Genomic DNA, 17993 nt, shown 5'->3' with positions numbered 1-17993 from the left:
GTTCTGTTGTGAATCCGAAGCATGGGACCGTATCGCTACACTTCGATGATCTGTTTCCTCCAGTTGAAAAGTTTCTTAGAAGGTACCCTTTCTTGCAGGCAGAACCTATATATAAGATAGGAGATCAGGTGGATGGGGGATGCAAGAATGCAGTCATGACGATCGGTGGAGACGCGCGGAAAAGATGTCAGAGGAGGATTTATTTTCTTCCTTGCAGATCTCCGCACTGTAGTTTGTTGGAACACCTTGTGAAATGGATGTGAAAGACTTATGAAATGGATGTGAAAGAGAGGTGGAATGAAGATGGAAACATAAAGAAGAATTTAAAGAACTTAAAGATTGTGAAGAAGGAAAAGATGATGATATGTGCGCGAGGCTCAGGGCTGCAGAGATGGTGGACATGGAGGCGTTGAAGAACCGTAAGTGGATCATGAGCTGTCAGCCATGGTGGAAGAAGAGGGATCCGGTAGTGGGGATGCATAGGGTAGCGGAAGCGTGCTGGAAGAGGTGATTATTTGCATAGCATTACACTGTGGATTCTCCTCCGATGACGTTTTCCGAACAGAAAAAAACCCCTGAAACGTTGAGAACAACATTCCAAGGGTTTTTGCTTGCTCATTAACGAGAGTAGAACTCAACGATAAGAGCTTCATTGATTTCAGCTGGTAGTTCAGAACGCTCAGGAACGCGTGTGAATGTACCTTCAAGCTTGTCAGCATCGAAAGTAAGGAATTCAGGAACAAAGCTGTTCACTTCCATCGCTTCTTTGATGATGTCAAGGTTGCGTGATTTTTCGCGAACTGAGATGACTTGTCCTGGTAGTACGCGGAAAGATGGGATATCTACGCGTGAACCATTCACTGTTACGTGACCGTGGTTGACAAGCTGACGAGCTTGACGACGAGTACGTGCAAGACCAAGACGGTATACAACGTTATCAAGACGGCACTCAAGTAGCGCCATGAAGTTTTCACCGTGCTTACCTTGTAGTTTGCCAGCTTGATCGAACAAGTTGCGGAATTGACGCTCAGTTACTCCGTACATGTGACGAAGTTTTTGTTTCTCTTGAAGTTGAAGACCATACTCAGAGATTTTTTTACGTTGGTTAGGACCATGTTGTCCTGGAGCGTAAGGACGCTTTTCTAGTTCTTTACCCGTTCCGCTTAGAGAGATTCCAAGACGACGGGAGAGTTTCCAGCTTGGGCCAGTATATCGAGCCATGAATGACTCCTCCTTTATTGTTTTTATTTTGTTGTAAAATAAAAACACCTGTGAACAGCCAATATGTGCATTTTGTTTTCATGTACCTTCGCCCTAGCAGCAGCGGGTTACGAGATACACCTCGTGGTAAGAGGAACAAAATACGGTCATAAGGGACTTCACTGAAGCTGCATTATTTTACACAAAGAATATTATATGATGTGGAGTGTCAGAAGTCAAGGAGGGATTTGGACCTATCCAAAAACCCATCATACCTGAAGATCAATCTAGTCCATAAGTCACTTACTATGCTATAATGACGTTTATAGAAAAGTCCGAACGTCGTCCACAAAGGGGGAGATGGTAAAGCATCTCCCGATCGGGCCCCTTCGTTTCGGAGGGGTCAACGGGTATTGTTTTCTGATTTTTTAGTTATCTGATATCGGGAAGTGAGTAAGGCGTTGGATTATCGGTCCATAATCCGCCATTTCCGCTCCCGGCTGTTGCTGTAGCGTTACAAGACAAACCTTTGGTGTGGGTGAGGGAAAAAATGACTGACAACGAAGTACTATTAACGTATAAATCGAATCTTTTTGACTTGATCTATGACGGGGAACCATCCACTTATATAGAAGGATGGCTAGGGATCATGAGAGAGTCATGGAACGCAGAGCGGGTACATCTGTATATCCATTCGGATGATTCCTATCTATTATATGGTTCCGGGGAGGCAGGGGACGTGCCCCTCTCCATCATGGGGGAGGAAATCCGGTATAGGAATCCTTTTTCGATCAGCTATGAAGGGCCCCATGATGGAATCCGCGATGGGCTCGCTTTCGCTGATCATCAGGGAGGCGTCTCCCTTTTGCTTTTTTGGAGTGGTGGAATAAAAGTGGACCATGCGCTTCTGAAGCAGATATGGGAGGTGAGCAATCGCTTCCTATTGCATACGAGTGCAATTCAGACGGTGCATGAAGATGAACGCAGGTACAGGGAGTTGTTCAACGTGACGGAGATTTTCCATTCCACCAGGGATGTGAGGAAGCTCCTTGCTGTGACGATGGATACCCTGAAGCGCGTTTTCCCCCAGGACGTGTTCATGCTGCTCCTGGCGAATGACCCCGTTGGGAATGAAGCCCATTCGATCCGACACTTTGATTTGGACAAAGCGAATGAAGCCTCCATGCATGTGTTTGTCAGCGGTGAGATGAAATGCTTGGGAGAGCATGTCCTCTATGCACCCCTCAAAGGGACACAAGGGATTTACGGGGTCCTGGAAGTGAAGCTCAATCCTACGTCGCCGCTGACCGATCATAAAATGGAATTTGTGAAGCTCTTGGCCTATACGGCGGGAAGTGCCCTTGAAAATGCAAAACTTTACGAACAATCAAGAAAAGTCATTTCAGATCTTCAGCTGATCAATGAAACCTCCCATCAGTTGAACTTGAACCTGAGAATGACGGACACCCTCCAGTTTTTAAGGAAGCAGGTGCAGAAATCATTCCAGACGGAAGATATCGGATTTGTCCTGTTTGAAGACGGAGCTGTTATGATCGCGGAGGAGAGCTCGGATCTGTTCGGTCTTCCATCTGGGAAGCGGTATGTGGATTTTGTCCACGAGAGAATGCAAGAGAACAGGGAAGCCATCTTCATCGGTGAGATGAGCGAACAAGTGGGTGATGGAGAAGCCTTTTCTTCCCTGATGGCCGTTCCCATGATGCATGATGGAAACCTCCTGGGGTTCTGCCTTGTCCTTCACCGTGATACGTATCGTTTCTCGTTCGACATGTATAGGCTGTTTCAATCCTTCATCCATCATTCCACCCTTGCCATCACGAATGCAAGGCTTCGGGAGAAATTGGAGGAGCTGGTCATCACTGATCAGATGACCAATTTATACGCAAGGGCCTATCTCGGAGAAAAGATGGATGCTTCCATGGAACAGGATGATCACGGCACCCTTCTTCTTGTCGATATCGATGATTTCAAATCGGTCAATGACCGGTTCGGTCACCAGGTCGGTGATGAAGTGCTCGTCCAGGTGGCGGATCTGATGAAGGAAGTGGTGGGTGAAAGTGGCTATGTTGCCCGGTGGGGCGGCGAAGAACTGGCCGTCTATCTCCCTTCTGTCGAGCAATCAATCGGCGCTTTGATCGGAAGGGCCCTCGTTGAAGGAATTTCGGAAAAGACTTCTCCCCGGGTAACCCTTTCGTGCGGAGTGGCCTCGTGGCACCGCAAACGCTCTGCGGTCACGGTGGAAAAGCTTGTGAAGCGGGCGGATGAAGCACTCTATATCGCCAAGAATAATGGGAAGAATCAAGTGGTCCTTGAAGATCGAACCACATATGCATGAAAGCCCGCCGGAATTCCGGCGGGCTTTTTCGTATGATGGGTGCATCTCCCTGACTGAGCGTACACGTGGAGGTGGTGGCTAACGATTGAGGGGAAAGAAGAGTACTATCTCTTACTTTAGCACATTAGTGTAAACGCTTTCTTTTCAACGCCATTTCGCATATTCTAGAAGTATAAGCAGAGGAGGGATAGGGAGAAATGAAAGAACGTAAACGATTTGAGACCAGGGTCATTCATGAGGGCTATTCTTCGGTGGAGCATTCGGACAGTCTTGCTCCACCGCTTTATCAGACATCCACCTATACATTTCAAACGGCAAAGCAAGGGGAAAGGCGCTTTGCAGGGGAAGAGGATGGATATATATATTCAAGACTCGGGAATCCGACGGTGTCGATCCTTGAAGAGCGGATGGCTTCTTTGGAGGGCGGTGAAGCGGCGCTTGCATTCGGCTCGGGAATGGCGGCGGTTTCAGCTGTGCTGTTTTCATTGACGAAGGCAGGCGACCATATCGTATGCTCGCAAGGGGTGTACGGATGCACGTTTGGACTGTTGGAGCTGATGGAAGAGAAATTTGGGATAAGCCATGATTTTTCTCCCATGGACACAGAGGAGGAAATCCGCTCGAAGCTTACGGACCGGACGACTTGTATCTATGTAGAGACGCCGATCAACCCGACGATGCAGCTGATCGATCTGGAGCTTGTTTCTTCGATTGCAAAGGAAAAAGGAATTCCTGTAGTAGTGGATAATACCTTTTGCTCGCCTTACCTTCAACGTCCACTTGAATTTGGCTGCGATCTGGTCATCCACAGTGCCACCAAGTATATCGGTGGGCATGGAGATGTGATAGCGGGGATCGTCGTAGGGGATCAGGAACGGATGTCAACAATCCGCATGACCACCCAAAAGGATATCGGCGGCATCATCTCGCCCTTTGATGCGTGGCTTTTGCTGCGGGGATTGAAGACCTTGGCCGTGAGGATGGACCGCCACTGTGAGAGTGCGTCAAAAGTGGCGGAGCAGCTTAAGCATCATCCATTGGTGGAGACGGTCATCTTCCCGGGGCAGGTGGAGCATCCACAGCATCACATCATGACCAAGCAGATGAAAAAGCCGGGTGGGATGATTTCGTTTACCATCAAGGGAGGCAAGGAAGACGCTCAGAGGCTCATGGATGAGCTGAAGATGATCAAGATTGCCGTCAGCCTCGGTGATGCCGAAACCCTCATCCAGCATCCGGCCACGATGACCCATGCGGTGGTACCGGAAGAGATGCGTGAGAAGATGGGGATCTCCGAAACGCTCCTCCGACTTTCAGTAGGGCTGGAAGCTTTTGAAGATATCTGGGAGGATCTTGAGAACGCACTGAATCAGATAGGATAAGAAAAAGGAGGGCAGCCGGATCGGCTCCCTCCTTTTTCTATCTTATTAAACGTGAAGCACGAGCTCTTCCACAAAGCGTTCAAGATGACGTTGATCTTCTTCGTCGAATCGGGCTTTTTCAGGGCTGTCGATATCGAGGACGCCGATCAGCTTGTCATCCTTTACGATCGGTACGACGATTTCTGATTGTGAAGCGGCATCGCAGGCGATATGTCCGGGAAAGGCATGGACATCTTCGACAAGCATCGTTTTCCGTTCCGATGCGGCGGTGCCACAAACGCCTTTGCCGAGCGGGATACGCACACATGCAGGCAGTCCCTGGAATGGGCCGAGGACGAGTTCATTGCTTTCTTCTTCGTAGAGATAGAAGCCTACCCAATTGGTGCGGTCGAGAAATTGATTCAAAAGCGCAGAAGCGTTGCTGAGGTTCGCAATGACATTCGGCTCTCCTTCAAGCAGAGCGCTCAGCTGTTTGGTGACGAGTGTGTACCCTTTATCTTTTGAATCCTCATATTTTTCTACTTTAAACAACACAAACTCCCCCTATTCTACACAAATTGATCCGTCCGCACCCCATTTCCCCTTCACTCGATGGATTATGTCGATAAGTAAAAGGAGGGAATCGGCCGCGATGGACGAATACATGTTGTAACGCTGAAGGTCCCTATACGGGATCCTCACGAACGTATTGAATCAGTTTTAGCATATTTCCAAGAAATCTTCAATCCATTCCGTTCTCTACCGGCCAATCAAACGAAACGAGGGATTCGAATGAAGAAGCTTATAAGTACAAAAGATGCGATTTTTGCTGCTGCTGTTTCATTATTCAATGACCATGGATTCGATGGGACGTCTGTCAGGGATATCGCCGGCAAGGCCGATGTCAACCCTGCGACGATCTCCTATTATTTTAAAGGGAAGCAGGGGCTTCTCGAAGCATGCTTCACGCATTTCTTTGAACCCTATCTCCGTTTTTTGGAGGAGGAGACCGCTGCCCTTCCATACATCGATGCAGAAGTGTGCCTGAAACGTGCCGTCTACAAGCTCCTCAAATTCCAAAGCGAGAACCATCAGCTCACCCGGTTCATTTGGAGGGAAGTGTCCATTGATTCCCAGGTGGTAAGGGAGATCATCGCTTCCTATCTGATGAAGGAGCGATTCTACTTGAAGTGCCTGTTTGAAAAGGGGATGATTGATCACTCATTCAAGAAGCAGCCGGTGAATTTCCTCATCATTCAGCTGAAGTCCATGCTGACCTTTCCGTTTCTGAACAGCCAGCAATTGAGGGAAGTATGGCAGCTTTTTCCGCAGGAATTCTATTTTGTTGACCATTACTATCAGCAGATCGATCAGTGGATCAGGCTCATGCTTGTTGAACAGAGGAATGAACCATTCGAAAAAGAGATGCTCGTCTGAGATTCATAGGAACGTCATCCGGGTCCTTCCTTGATCAAGGCCTCTGACCGTATGGGCATCGGAACCATATACGACGGGGATCCCCATCCCATGAGCCTTCCGGATGACCGGATCGGGTGGATAGGACTCGCCGCAGTGCGGTTTGATGACACCCGCTCCGTTATAATCGACTTCCAGACCGTTGGCGAGGATCGCGTCGAGGATGGTTGAAATATCCCTGGAAAAAGATCGGGTTGTCGGGTAGAGCTTCTGGAATTTGTTCGCTAGTGTCATATGACCGATCCTCTTCGGTTTATAGGGACCGAGGTCCGAACGGATGGAAGAAAGGACGGCTCTATAATAATCCTCATGGACCGCATCGACTCCGCCATAGGCTTCCGTCATCCTACCGAAGGTTTCATCACTATAGTCCAGGCAGTACCAAGCTCCGTCTTTCTTCAAGAAGTGAACCGAGAGGATGCTGTCGTCGAGGGATGGACCGTATTTTGTCAGCAACTCTTTTGTTCCTTCTTCATATCCCTCGATATAGTCCACCTCCAGGCCTGCTAAAATCACAATGCGGCCATCATATTTCCTTTTTAGACGGTCGATTTCTTTCAAATAGTCGTCCATTTGCCCGAACTGCATAGCGCTGTCCTTTTCCGGCACAGGATCGATGAAGCCCCTGGGAAGGGGAGCGTGTTCTGTGAACGTGATGTGGGTGTATCCGAGTGCGATGAGTCTTTCGACATATTCTTCCATGGCGTCCTTGCTTCCGTGCGGACAGAAGGGGGTATGGATATGACCGTCCCGTTTGATCATGGAGAAGCCTCCTATTCCTTAATCGGCTAAGATTTTGCCCGTCAGATGGCGAAAAATCGCCCATTGAACGGAAAAACTGCCGATTATGACTTTTTATCGAGTAAAATTCGAATTTAATAGTCAAAAAATGTCGTTAACATGGTATCATTATAGCAATGAGATAAATTTTACGAAACTTAACTTTAGATAAATGTTACTGAATAGTTGAACAGGGGGCTTATGATGCAGTACATCATCGGTGGAATACTACTAGTATTGATTGTCTTCCTGACTGGATTCTTTGTCAGGAAGAAATATTATGCAGAGGTCGATCGCTACGAATCCTGGAAGATCGATATCATGAATCGTCCTGTCTCGGATGAACTTTCTAAAGTCAAACAACTGAACATGACCGGGCAGACCGAGGAATTATTCGAACGCTGGAGACAGGGTTGGGATGAGATCGTAGCCGTGCAGCTCCCTGAAGTGGAAGAACTTCTATTCGATGCAGAGGAGCATACGGATAAGTTCCGGTTCAACAAAACAAAAGCCACCCTTTCCCGTATTCACGAGATCCTCACCGGTACCGAGACGAAGATCGAGACGATCCTGAAGGAACTCGATGAACTGATCGGCAGTGAGGAAAAGAACAGGGAAGAGATCCAGACGCTTCAGGAAGAATACCGCAAAAGCAAGAAGCAGCTTCTCGCTTATCGTCATACATATGGTTCCACGGCTAAACCGATCGAAACCATCCTTGATGAGATGGGGAAACAAATCGAACGATTCGAGGAATTGACCGAACAGGGGAACTATATCGAAGCACGTGAGATGGTCCTTGGACTGTCTGAGAAAATGAGGGAGACCGCCTATAAGATGGAGGCCATCCCGAAACTGCTCACAGAGTGTGAAAACGTCCTGCCGGTCCAGATTTCAGAGCTCGAGGCCGGATATGAGGGGATGAAGGAAGAAGGGTACATCCTGGATCATGTGGAGGTGGAAGAAAAGGCCGCCGCACTGAAGGCATCCCTTGCATCCCACGTCACCGACCTCGGGGAACTGAAGGTGGAAGGCGTGGAAGAAGGCCTGAAGGAAATGAAGGAAACGATTGAATCGTTCTACGACATCCTGGAAAAGGAAGTACACGCCAAGCATTTCATCGGGCAGTATAAAGATGCCACGACGGAGAGCCTCATCAAGGCCAAGGAAGAGAATGAAGACATCCAGGCGGAGCTCCGGATTGTCCAGCAGGCGTACCATCTCCGGGACGAAGCACTCACGATCCCCAAGGATCTGGAACATAAGATCATCCAGCTTTCCAAACGACATGAACTGATCATGAAGAAGGAAGAAGAACAGGGTGCCCCTTACTCCAATCTGAGTGAAGAACTGAAGGATATCCGGAGCAGTCTGGACGAATTGAACAGGGAGCAGGAAGAATTCAATCTTTATCTTCAAACGATGAGGAAAGATGAGCTTGCCACAAGGGAAAAAATCCATGAGCTGAAGAAAAAGGTGGCTGAAGCAAGCCGCATGATCTCCAAAAGCAACGCACCTGGCCTCCCGCAAGGATACAAAGATCTTCTTGACGAAGTCCATAATAAAATCGAGCAGGTGAATGTGAGTCTCACCGAGAAACCGCTGAATATGAAATTTGTTCAGGAAACATTGCTTGCAGCAGAAGACACCGTGGATCATTTCTATAAGAAGACCGATGAACTCATCGAAGACGTCGTCCTCTCGGAACGGGTAATCCAGTACGGGAATCGCTATAGAAGCCGCTATTCAACCGTCCATGACGGCCTCAGGAATGCCGAGGAAGCTTTCAGACAGTATGAATACCGGAGGGCGCTGGAAGAAGCGGCCACCACCTTGGAAAAGGTAGAGCCGGGCGCACTGAAGAAAATCGAGAAAATGCTTGAGAATAAATAAGATAAAGACAGTCCCCTTACCGTGAAAACGGGCTAAGGGGACTGTTTTTTTATGGGGTTCATATAAAAATCGTATCAATCATTGGTTCGTAACGCTCGGGTCGCGGGATCGACAATCATCCCCGGTGCATCCTCACTCCCAACAAAAAGTCCGCCTCTCTGAAGCCGAGGCGGACTTTGTCATGATCAAGCTTGTATCACTCTTTTGCTCGTTCCGAGTACCAATGAGATTACGAAGCCGATCAAGGCCCCGAAAATCGCTGGGACGATCCAGCCGATCCCTTCTGCATAGAGGGGAAGGAATGAAAGCCAATCCCTGACGGCAGTCAATTCGATACCGGCTTCCTTCAGTCCGTCGAATAGACTGATGAAAGCGGTTAGGGCAAGCGCCGTGATATACACGGGGCGGTACCCTCTGAACAGATTGTGGAAGAACGAAAGAATGATCAATACGATGGCCATTGGATAAATGAAGATCAGCACCGGCACCGAAATGGAAATCAGCTGTGTCAGTCCGATGTTGGAAATGATCATACTAAACAATGAAATGATGAACACCAAGGCTTTGTAAGGGATCGGAAGCAGCTTGGAAAAGTACTGAGCGCTCGCCGATACCAGTCCGATTGATGTCGTCAGGCAGGCAAACAGGATGGCCAGGCCAAGAACGATGATCCCGAACGACCCCAGCAGTTCTTCGGATGCTGCAGCAAGGAGTGCGCCGCCGTTTGCTTGTTCTCCGATAGCATCGGTACCGCTGGCTCCGATGTAGCTGAGGGACAGGTAGACGAGGGCAAGACCTATAGCCGCAATCACACCGGCTTTCATGGTGATGGCTGAAATACTTGCCTTCGAGGTGATCCCGTGATCCTTAATGGAATTGATGACCACGATTCCGAAGACAAGTGCTGCAATCGTGTCCATTGTCAGGTACCCTTCGATGAATCCTTTGAAAAGGGGCCCATTTTGATAGGCTTCCAATGGTGTACCAAGGCTGCCCATGGGCGTGACAATACTTTTTACGACAAGGACGGCAAGGATGATCAGTAGTGAAGGAGTCAAAATCTTCCCGATCCGGTCGACCAGCTTGGACGGATTCAGACTGAGCCATGCCGTCAAAGAGAAGAAGATGAGCGAGAAAATGATCATCGGCATCCGACTGTCGGTCAGCCCCTCCGGTAAAAAGGGAAGAACGCTGATTTCATATGTGACCGTCCCGGTACGAGGTATTCCGAAGAAGGGACCGATGGCTAGATAAAGGATGACGGTGAAGACGATGCCGAAAACGGGATGGACCCTGCTGGCAAGGGACTGCAGGTCTCCTCCTGACTTGGCAACCGCGATGACGCCCAAAAGGGGAAGTCCCACACCGGTTATCAAGAATCCAAGGATGGCCGTCCAGACGTGATCTCCAGCCTGCTGACCTAAAAATGGAGGGAATATCATATTCCCGGCTCCGAAAAAGAGTGCGAACAGCATCAAGCCTATTGCCATTACACCACTAAATGAAAGCGCTTTCTTATTCATATACTTTCCTCCGTTTCATTCATGCTAGTTGATTGTGTTGGTAAGAAGGGATAAGTGCGTCCAATAACGAAATAATCAAACAATTTAGTATATTCAAATAGTATGACCTGTCACTTACTTACATGATTCTCGCAAAAATTCAGTTATATTTCAATGAATAAATTTGGAAAGTATATTAAAATTTCATGAACATTAAAAAAGTGCGCTTCTTATTTGGGAATCCCTGCAGGTATGGTAAGATTAAAAATTGAAATGTGAGCCAAACCATAAGCGGGTGAGATGTATGATCTATTTAGATAATAGTGCCACAACGAAACCTTATAAAGAAGCACTCCATACGTTCATGAAGGTGAACGAAACACTGTATGCAAATCCATCTTCGATCCATTCGTTCGGTGGGAAGGCGGATGACCTTATCAAACGTTCACGGGAGCAGGTAGCGGACCTCCTTGGCGTTGAAGGACCGGAAGTCTTCTTCACATCGGGAGGGACCGAGTCGAATAATCTGGCCGTCAAGGGTACGGCCATGCAGTACAAGAACAGGGGAAGGCATATCATCACCTCCCGCATTGAGCATCCTTCAGTAAAAAAGGCTGTAGAAGATCTTGAACCGTTCGGGTTCAGCATCACCTATGTAGGCGTCGATGAGGAAGGGCGGGTGGATCCGCAGGAAATCGCGAACTCGCTCAGGGATGATACCATCCTCGTCAGCATCATGCACGTCAATAATGAGGTCGGAACCATCCAGCCAATCCGGGAAATCGGTGAACTGCTCAAGGAGCGCCCGAAAACCCTTTTCCATGTGGATGCCGTGCAGGCATGTGGGAAAATACCGCTTGATCTTCATGGGGCGGGAGTGGACCTGTGCAGTCTTTCCTCCCATAAGATTCACGGAATAAAAGGAACGGGGGCCCTCTATGTCCGGAGCGGGGTGCGCCTTTCCCCCTTGTTATCCGGTGGCGACCAAGAAGGCAGCCTCAGGAGCGGGACCGAAAACACAGGGGGGATCGCGGCTTTTGCCAAGGCCCTTCGCATGCATTTGAAGGAAAGGGAAGAATCCCTTCCAGTAATGCAGGAAATCCAAGGCTTCATAAGGGACGGATTATCCAAGCTCCCCTATGTGACGGTCCATACACCTGAAACTAGCGCAGCTCCCCATATCCTGAACTTTTCCATTGAGGGGTTCAAAGGGGAAGTGATGGTCCATTCACTCGATCAGCATGGAATTTATCTTTCCACCACGAGTGCCTGTTCATCCAGACAGCATAAACCAAGCGAAACGCTTCTTGCCATGGGCGTGTCGGACATGCGGGCGAACAGCTCCCTCAGGGTGAGCCTGTCTTACCATACGACGATGCAGGAAGCACGGATGTTCCTGGAAACATTGGAGAGGGAAATCCGATCATTAACGAAAACGATGAGGAGATCACGATGAAATATAATCGAATTCTAGTCAGATACGGTGAAATTTCCACAAAAGGAAGAAACCGCAAGAAATTCACGTCCCAACTGAGAGAAAACATCCTTGAGGCCCTGAAGGACCTTCCTTCCATATCCGTCAATGCAAGCAGGGATCGCCTTCACATCCTGCTAGGGGAAGCGGACGGGGATGAAGTGATCACAAGGTTATCTTCGATCTTCGGCATCCAGTCATTCAGCCCGGTTGTCATGACGGGCAGGGATGTGGATGAAATGATGGAAGCGGGCCTTGCCCTTGTGCAAAAAAGCTTTGAACCCGGAAAAACGTTCAAGGTATCGGCAAGACGGGGAGATAAGACCTTCCACCTTGATACGAACGAATTGAACTACCAGATCGGGTCATACATCCTGAAAAATATGGAGGATTTGACCGTCGATGTCCGCAATCCCGATATCAAACTGAATGTAGAAGTAAGGAAGGAAGGGGTTTACCTTTCATCTGAAATCTACCCGGGTGCAACAGGCATGCCGGTGGGAGCGAGCGGAAAGGCTATGCTCATGCTATCTGGGGGGATCGATAGCCCCGTTGCCGGTTACCTGACGATGAAACGGGGAGTGGAGATCGATGCCGTCCATTTCCACAGCCCTCCTTTCACCAGTGAAAGGGCAAAGCAGAAGGTCATCGATCTTTCGAAAAAGCTGTCGGCGTTCAGCGGCAAGGTGAATCTTCATATTGTCCCGTTCACTGCAATCCAGCAGCTGATTCATGATCAAGTACCTGAAAATTACACCATGACTTCAACGCGGAGAATGATGCTCAGGATCACAGACATGATCCGGGAAAAACACGAAGGGCTTGCCATTGTGACGGGTGAAAGTCTCGGGCAGGTGGCGAGCCAGACACTGGAGAGCATGCAGGCCATCAATGATGTTACAAATACCCCTGTCCTTCGACCGTTGATCGCCATGGATAAGCTTGAAATCATCGAGATTGCCCAAAAGATCGATACGCATGATATCTCGATTCTTCCATACGAAGACTGCTGCACGATCTTTACGCCGCCTGCTCCGAAAACCAGGCCGAAGCGTGAAAAGGTCCAGTACTATGAAAGCTTTGTAAACTTTGATGAGCTCATCCGCGAAGCGGTTGAAAAAACGGAAATCATGCAGATCGACGGTTCTTCCCATAAAGAAGAAAGCTTCGACGAGCTACTCTGATTTAGGAACATTTACCAAGAACATCCCTTGCATGAAGCCATGTGTTTTCGCACATTCTATACTCAACAAGCAACGAGGAGGTGAAAACACATGGCAAACAACAGAAGTTCTAACCAACTAGTAGCTCCTGGAGCTCAACAAGCTATCGACCAAATGAAATACGAAATCGCTTCTGAATTCGGAGTTCAACTTGGTGGAGATGCAACTGCCCGCGCTAACGGTTCTGTAGGTGGTGAAATCACTAAGCGTTTGGTTCAAATGGCTGAACAACAAATCGGCGGTTACCAAAAATAATTGAATACAATGGCTACAAAGGAGCGGGCATTGCCCCGCTCCTTTCTTTTTCGCGCCTAGTAAAAAGAATATTTAAAAAAGTAAAAACATTTTGTATAATAGAGTGGGCTATGTAAAAAAAAGGAGGAACCACGATGAAAAGGGAAGAGCTTATAGCACCGGAAACATACAATCTGGTGGAGGAAGTCGAACGCTTTGCTGCAAAAGATGGAGCGAAAGCCCTCCTGTGGATGGACGAACAAGGAAATGAGAAGCAGATCAGCTATGATGATCTGATTAAAGTGGCGAATAAATATGGAAACGTTTTCATTGGAGGGGGATTTGAAAAAGGCGATGTGCTCCTGGTGATGATGCCAAGGTTGATTGAGGCATACGCTGTTTATCTTGCTGCCTTGAAAGCCGGTCTTGTGGTGATCCCGAGTTCGGAAATGTTAAGGGCCAAGGATCTCGGATACCGCATTGATCATGGGGATGTTAAGGGGATTGTCGCTTATTCTCCGTTTATCGGTCAGTTTGAAGGTGTTCCGGGTATAGAAAATGTAAAGAGATTTGTGGTCGGCGGTGGGCAGGAAGGGTGGATCGATCTCGAAGGTGAAGCGACAAACGCTTCGGACGAGCTTGGTTTCGCTGATACACACCGTGATGACATGGCGTTCCTCTCCTATACGTCCGGGACGACGGGTAATCCCAAAGGGGTTGTACATACGCACGGCTGGGCCTACGCCCACCTGAAGACAGCAGCAAAGGAATGGCTGGGCATCGAGGAAGGGGACGTCGTGTGGGCCACGGCAGGTCCAGGCTGGCAGAAATGGATCTGGAGCCCGTTCCTATCCGTCCTTGGTTCAGGAGCGACAGGTCTCGTTTACCAAGGGAAATTCGAGCCACATGCCTATTTGAAGATCCTTCAAGATCATCGGGTGAATGTCCTGTGCTGTACACCGACTGAGTACAGGTTGATGGCGAAAGTGGATGATCTCGGTTCCTATCACCTTGATTCCCTTCACAGCGCAGTTTCAGCCGGAGAGCCATTGAATCGCGAAGTCATCGACGCGTTCCAAAAGCATTTTGATGTCCTTGTGAGAGATGGATACGGTCAGACTGAAAATACCCTTCTTGTCGGGGTAACCAAAGGAATGGAACTGCGTCCAGGGTCAATGGGAAAACCGACTCCTGGGAATAGGGTTGAAATTATCGATGAACTTGGGAAACCGTGTGAAACGGGTGAGGTGGGGGACATTGCAGTACACCTTGAGACACCGGCCCTTTTCAAAAACTACTATAAAGATCCCGAAAGGACGGCCATGCAATTCCGCGGAGAATACTATATCACCGGGGATAAAGCCAAACGGGATGAAGATGGATACTTCTGGTTCGAGGGGAGGAGCGATGACATCATCATTTCTTCAGGATATACGATCGGCCCATTTGAAGTAGAAGATGCCCTGGTCAAACATCCTTCCGTGAAGGAATGTGCCGTGGTCGGAAGCCCTGACGAGATCAGGGGGCTGGTCGTCAAGGCGTTCATCGTCCTGAAAGACGATGTAGACCAGGCCGATCCGGCTCTCATCCCTTCCCTTCAGGAACATGTCAAGGAACTGACGGCCCCTTACAAGTATCCACGGAAGATTCAGTTCGTTGACGAATTGCCGAAGACGACTTCAGGCAAGATCAGAAGGATCGAACTTCGACAAAAAGAACTGGCAGCACAGAACTGATAGCCAAAAAAGGGAGTCCGCAGGGGCTTCCTTTTTTTCGTCATCGCATGCGAAATTCAGTTCTTTCTGATTTTTGCACTTTTATGGTACAGTAGATACAGAATTTTTTGGAAAGAAGGGAACAAGCACGATGGGAACATTATGGACGAACGGAACAATCTACACGATGCAGGCAGAAGGTCATACTGTAGAAGCAGTTTTGACGGAAAATGGCAAAGTAAAAGCACTTGGCAGCGAAGCGGCCCTTATAGAGCAATTTGCATTCGACCGGAAAATGGACCTTGAAGGCAAGATCATGTTCCCGGGGTTTGTGGACAGTCACATGCACCTCATTGGACATGGAGAGACCTTGATGAGGCTGGATCTTTCCGAGATGACCAGCAAGGAGCAGGTGCTGCTGGCGGTCAGGGAGAAGGCAGACCGTACCCCTGAAGGAGACTGGATCATCGGGGAAGGGTGGAATGAAAATCTTTGGGAAGATCCTGAAGTCATCACCAAAGATGAAATCGACCACGTAGCGGTGGGACACCCTGTCCTCCTGAAACGGATATGCCGCCATGCCATCGTCGTCAATACATTGGCCCTTGAAAAAGCTGGCATCACCGACGCATCGGAAGATCCCGAAGGGGGACTGATCGACCGATACGATGACGGACGTGTCAACGGGGTGCTGAAGGATACGGCACAGGATATCGTGACGGGGATCCTGCCTTCCATTTCGTTGGAATACCTCGAAGAAGCCCTCGCAAAAGGGGTTCAAAGCTGCTGGGAAAACGGCCTTACAGGCGGTCACACAGAAGATTTGAGCTATTACGGGAACTTTAACAAAACGTATCAGGCGTTCAGGAATACCCTCGGAAAAGACGGTAAGAAATTCAGGGCACACCTCCTTGTCCATCATGCCGTCGTTGAAGACTGGCGCGATGAAGGGCATCAATTCCTCGAGGGGAGCCCCTATGTGGAATTCGGCGCCATGAAAATCTTTGCCGACGGTGCCCTTGGTGGGAGGACGGCCCTCCTCAGCCATCCATACGCCGATGATGAAAGCACCAACGGGGTGAGTATCCATACGGAGGAAAACTTGCAGGCTCTCGTAGCGAAGGCAAGATCCTATGATTTACCCATCGCCGTCCATACCATCGGAGACCTGGCGTTTGAACAGGTGGTGGATGCCATCACGAAAGAGCCTACGGTGAAGGGGCGGCGCGATCGATTGATCCATGCCCAGATCCTCCGTCATGAATTGATCGAGAGAATCAAGGGACTGGATTTGATCCTTGATATCCAACCCCGTTTTGTGGCATCAGATTTCCCATGGGTGATCGACCGGATCGGGGAAGATAGGATGAAATATAACTATGCCTGGAAGACCCTCCTTGAAGAAGGGATCCACTGCGCAGGCGGTTCGGATGTCCCGATCGAGCCGGTCAATCCCCTGCTTGGTATCCATGCGGCCGTAACCCGGACCAACCCGACCGATCACGATCATACGGTTTATGGACCCGATCAGGTATTGAGCATGTATGAAGGCATCTCCCTGTTTACAAAAGGCAGTGCCTTCGCGTGTCACCACGAAGCCGACCGCGGTCTCATCAAGGAAGGGTATGATGCAGACTTCACAATCCTCAATGAAGATCCCTTCACAGGAGGCCCTGATGTGCTCCTGAAACAAGTGGTGGCGATGACCGTAGTCGATGAGGACATCGTATATGACAGAGATAGGAAAAAATAATGATTGCTCCTGGTCACCCCCATGGCTATAATGAAGTTATTTCGGTCATTGAAATAGTTTGGGGGTAACAAAATGAAGACAAGTCAGACGGGAATTGTGTATACCGCGTTTTCGTATCTATTATGGGGGATCCTCCCGATTTATTGGAAGTTTCTCGGAGATGTCCCAGCCGATGAAATCCTGGCAAACCGCATCTTCTGGTCCTTCTGGTTCATGCTGCTGTTCCTCTTTGTCACAAGAAGGTTCAGAGGATTCACGTCCTATCTGAAAACGTCACTGACGAAGAAAAAGCAGGTCCTTGCGCTCTTGGTCGCATCTTTATTGATCAGCGCAAACTGGTTCATCTACATATGGGCCGTCAATACAGATCAGATGGTGGAAGCAAGTCTCGGATACTATATCAATCCCCTGGTGAGCATCCTGTTAGGGGTCTTCATCCTCAAGGAGAAACTCTCCAAAGCCCAGATCCTGTCATTCGGTTTGGCCGCGGCAGGCGTCCTCGTCCTCACGTTGTCCTATGGGGATTTCCCGTGGATCGCGTTCGGTCTGGCGTTTTCGTTCGGTTTATACGGGCTGGCCAAAAAGATGATCCAGGTTGAATCGTCCATCGGACTGACCTTGGAAACCATGACGATAGCGCCCGTTTCAATCGTGTACCTCCTGTTCTTGTATCAGGATGATTCACTGGCACTCTTCCATACGGGAACTGGGACGGATCTGCTTCTGATCGGAGCAGGTGCAGCGACGGCGATCCCACTCTTGTTCTTCTCGCGCGGGGCCCAGCAGATCCCCCTTTATATGGTGGGATTCCTGCAGTATATCGCTCCGACCATCACGTTGATCCTCGGCGTGTGGATGTATCATGAGCCGTTTTCTACCGTCCATGCCATCGCCTTTTGCTTCATCTGGCTCGCGTTGGCCGTTTTGCCGGCATCTCGGCTTCAGCTCGCCAGGAAAAGGCGTAAAGATGCCCGGCTGAGCGCATAGAAAAAACCCGGAATGCCTAGAAGGGAGTGGCCCTCCCTTTCG

Annotated in this window: 15 protein-coding genes; 11 read left to right on the top strand and 4 right to left on the bottom strand. The window is 49.1% G+C overall.

The features are described 5' to 3' along the window. Nucleotides 1-364 precede the first annotated feature (364 nt). Nucleotides 365-511, top strand: coding sequence for a hypothetical protein (locus ABJ225_RS11120; protein WP_347320179.1), 147 nt, complete (start codon nucleotides 365-367; stop codon nucleotides 509-511). Nucleotides 512-618: 107 nt separating this feature from the next. On the opposite strand, the gene rpsD is transcribed toward ABJ225_RS11120, so the two are convergent. After that, on the bottom strand, nucleotides 619-1221 hold the full coding sequence (rpsD, locus tag ABJ225_RS11115) for a 30S ribosomal protein S4 (RefSeq protein WP_048007445.1): 603 nt from the start codon (nucleotides 1219-1221) through the stop codon (nucleotides 619-621). A 529-nt stretch (nucleotides 1222-1750) separates the two neighbouring features. On the opposite strand from rpsD, the gene ABJ225_RS11110 reads away from it, so the two are divergent. Continuing rightward, nucleotides 1751-3553 carry a diguanylate cyclase domain-containing protein gene (locus ABJ225_RS11110; protein WP_347320176.1) on the top strand — a complete coding sequence of 601 codons (1803 nt, stop codon included), beginning with the start codon at nucleotides 1751-1753 and terminating at the stop codon, nucleotides 3551-3553. Nucleotides 3554-3750: 197 nt separating this feature from the next. Continuing rightward, nucleotides 3751-4935 carry a methionine gamma-lyase gene (gene megL / locus ABJ225_RS11105; protein WP_347320174.1) on the top strand — a complete coding sequence of 395 codons (1185 nt, stop codon included), beginning with the start codon at nucleotides 3751-3753 and terminating at the stop codon, nucleotides 4933-4935. 45 nt (nucleotides 4936-4980) lie between these two features. Here the strand turns inward: megL and ABJ225_RS11100 are convergent, their stop codons facing one another. Next, nucleotides 4981-5466 carry a GAF domain-containing protein gene (locus ABJ225_RS11100; protein WP_347320172.1) on the bottom strand — a complete coding sequence of 162 codons (486 nt, stop codon included), beginning with the start codon at nucleotides 5464-5466 and terminating at the stop codon, nucleotides 4981-4983. A gap of 240 nt (nucleotides 5467-5706) precedes the next feature. Here ABJ225_RS11100 and refZ point away from each other — a divergent pair, with 240 nt between their 5' ends. Beyond that, on the top strand, nucleotides 5707-6351 hold the full coding sequence (gene refZ, locus ABJ225_RS11095) for a forespore capture DNA-binding protein RefZ (protein ID WP_347320170.1): 645 nt from the start codon (nucleotides 5707-5709) through the stop codon (nucleotides 6349-6351). A gap of 3 nt (nucleotides 6352-6354) precedes the next feature. Here refZ and hisJ read toward each other — a convergent pair whose 3' ends face one another. After that, nucleotides 6355-7152 (bottom strand): histidinol-phosphatase HisJ, encoded by a 798-nt coding sequence (gene hisJ, locus ABJ225_RS11090; RefSeq protein ID WP_347320168.1) that lies wholly within the window; start codon nucleotides 7150-7152, stop codon nucleotides 6355-6357. Between the two features lie 222 nt (nucleotides 7153-7374). Here hisJ and ezrA point away from each other — a divergent pair, with 222 nt between their 5' ends. Beyond that, nucleotides 7375-9063 carry a septation ring formation regulator EzrA gene (gene ezrA, locus ABJ225_RS11085; RefSeq protein WP_218247293.1) on the top strand — a complete coding sequence of 563 codons (1689 nt, stop codon included), beginning with the start codon at nucleotides 7375-7377 and terminating at the stop codon, nucleotides 9061-9063. Between the two features lie 185 nt (nucleotides 9064-9248). Here ezrA and brnQ read toward each other — a convergent pair whose 3' ends face one another. Next, nucleotides 9249-10586: a branched-chain amino acid transport system II carrier protein gene (gene brnQ / locus ABJ225_RS11080; RefSeq protein WP_218247294.1), complete on the bottom strand. Its 1338-nt coding sequence runs from the start codon at nucleotides 10584-10586 to the stop codon at nucleotides 9249-9251. Nucleotides 10587-10869: 283 nt separating this feature from the next. Here brnQ and ABJ225_RS11075 point away from each other — a divergent pair, with 283 nt between their 5' ends. The 6 genes from ABJ225_RS11075 (at nucleotide 10870) to rarD (ending at nucleotide 17951) form a co-directional block, all read left to right on the top strand. Continuing rightward, nucleotides 10870-12021 carry a cysteine desulfurase family protein gene (locus tag ABJ225_RS11075; protein WP_347320164.1) on the top strand — a complete coding sequence of 384 codons (1152 nt, stop codon included), beginning with the start codon at nucleotides 10870-10872 and terminating at the stop codon, nucleotides 12019-12021. Further along, nucleotides 12018-13223 (top strand): tRNA uracil 4-sulfurtransferase ThiI, encoded by a 1206-nt coding sequence (gene thiI / locus ABJ225_RS11070; protein WP_056534892.1) that lies wholly within the window; start codon nucleotides 12018-12020, stop codon nucleotides 13221-13223. The genes ABJ225_RS11075 and thiI overlap by 4 nt, the downstream gene beginning before the upstream one ends. 90 nt (nucleotides 13224-13313) lie before the next feature. Then, nucleotides 13314-13517 (top strand): alpha/beta-type small acid-soluble spore protein, encoded by a 204-nt coding sequence (locus ABJ225_RS11065; RefSeq protein ID WP_048007455.1) that lies wholly within the window; start codon nucleotides 13314-13316, stop codon nucleotides 13515-13517. 134 nt (nucleotides 13518-13651) lie between these two features. Further along, entirely contained in the window at nucleotides 13652-15232 is a 1581-nt protein-coding gene (gene mbcS / locus ABJ225_RS11060; RefSeq protein WP_056534894.1) for an acyl-CoA synthetase MbcS, read from the top strand. Nucleotides 15233-15362: 130 nt separating this feature from the next. Continuing rightward, a complete protein-coding gene (locus ABJ225_RS11055) occupies nucleotides 15363-16964 on the top strand; it encodes an amidohydrolase (RefSeq protein WP_347320160.1) in 1602 nt (533 codons plus the stop codon). A 72-nt stretch (nucleotides 16965-17036) separates the two neighbouring features. After that, entirely contained in the window at nucleotides 17037-17951 is a 915-nt protein-coding gene (rarD, locus tag ABJ225_RS11050) for an EamA family transporter RarD (RefSeq protein WP_347320158.1), read from the top strand. Nucleotides 17952-17993: the final 42 nt, after the last annotated feature.

The organism is Rossellomorea sp. RS05 (genome assembly GCF_039822645.1).
Taxonomy (GTDB): domain Bacteria; phylum Bacillota; class Bacilli; order Bacillales; family Bacillaceae_B; genus Rossellomorea; species Rossellomorea marisflavi_B.
The sequence above is the reverse complement of the archived record's forward strand: the minus strand, read 5'-3'. Positions and strand labels throughout refer to the sequence as shown.

Excerpts from the sequence above, each read along its gene's own strand:
- ABJ225_RS11120 (WP_347320179.1), top strand. The coding sequence starts at position 365 with ATGTGCGCGAGGCTCAGGGCTGCAGAGATGGTGGACATGGAGGCGTTG.
- rpsD (WP_048007445.1), bottom strand. The coding sequence starts at position 1,221 with ATGGCTCGATATACTGGCCCAAGCTGGAAACTCTCCCGTCGTCTTGGA.
- ABJ225_RS11110 (WP_347320176.1), top strand. The coding sequence starts at position 1,751 with ATGACTGACAACGAAGTACTATTAACGTATAAATCGAATCTTTTTGAC.
- megL (WP_347320174.1), top strand. The coding sequence starts at position 3,751 with ATGAAAGAACGTAAACGATTTGAGACCAGGGTCATTCATGAGGGCTAT.
- refZ (WP_347320170.1), top strand. The coding sequence starts at position 5,707 with ATGAAGAAGCTTATAAGTACAAAAGATGCGATTTTTGCTGCTGCTGTT.
- hisJ (WP_347320168.1), bottom strand. The coding sequence starts at position 7,152 with ATGATCAAACGGGACGGTCATATCCATACCCCCTTCTGTCCGCACGGA.
- ezrA (WP_218247293.1), top strand. The coding sequence starts at position 7,375 with ATGCAGTACATCATCGGTGGAATACTACTAGTATTGATTGTCTTCCTG.
- brnQ (WP_218247294.1), bottom strand. The coding sequence starts at position 10,586 with ATGAATAAGAAAGCGCTTTCATTTAGTGGTGTAATGGCAATAGGCTTG.
- ABJ225_RS11075 (WP_347320164.1), top strand. The coding sequence starts at position 10,870 with ATGATCTATTTAGATAATAGTGCCACAACGAAACCTTATAAAGAAGCA.
- thiI (WP_056534892.1), top strand. The coding sequence starts at position 12,018 with ATGAAATATAATCGAATTCTAGTCAGATACGGTGAAATTTCCACAAAA.
- ABJ225_RS11065 (WP_048007455.1), top strand. The coding sequence starts at position 13,314 with ATGGCAAACAACAGAAGTTCTAACCAACTAGTAGCTCCTGGAGCTCAA.
- mbcS (WP_056534894.1), top strand. The coding sequence starts at position 13,652 with ATGAAAAGGGAAGAGCTTATAGCACCGGAAACATACAATCTGGTGGAG.
- ABJ225_RS11055 (WP_347320160.1), top strand. The coding sequence starts at position 15,363 with ATGGGAACATTATGGACGAACGGAACAATCTACACGATGCAGGCAGAA.
- rarD (WP_347320158.1), top strand. The coding sequence starts at position 17,037 with ATGAAGACAAGTCAGACGGGAATTGTGTATACCGCGTTTTCGTATCTA.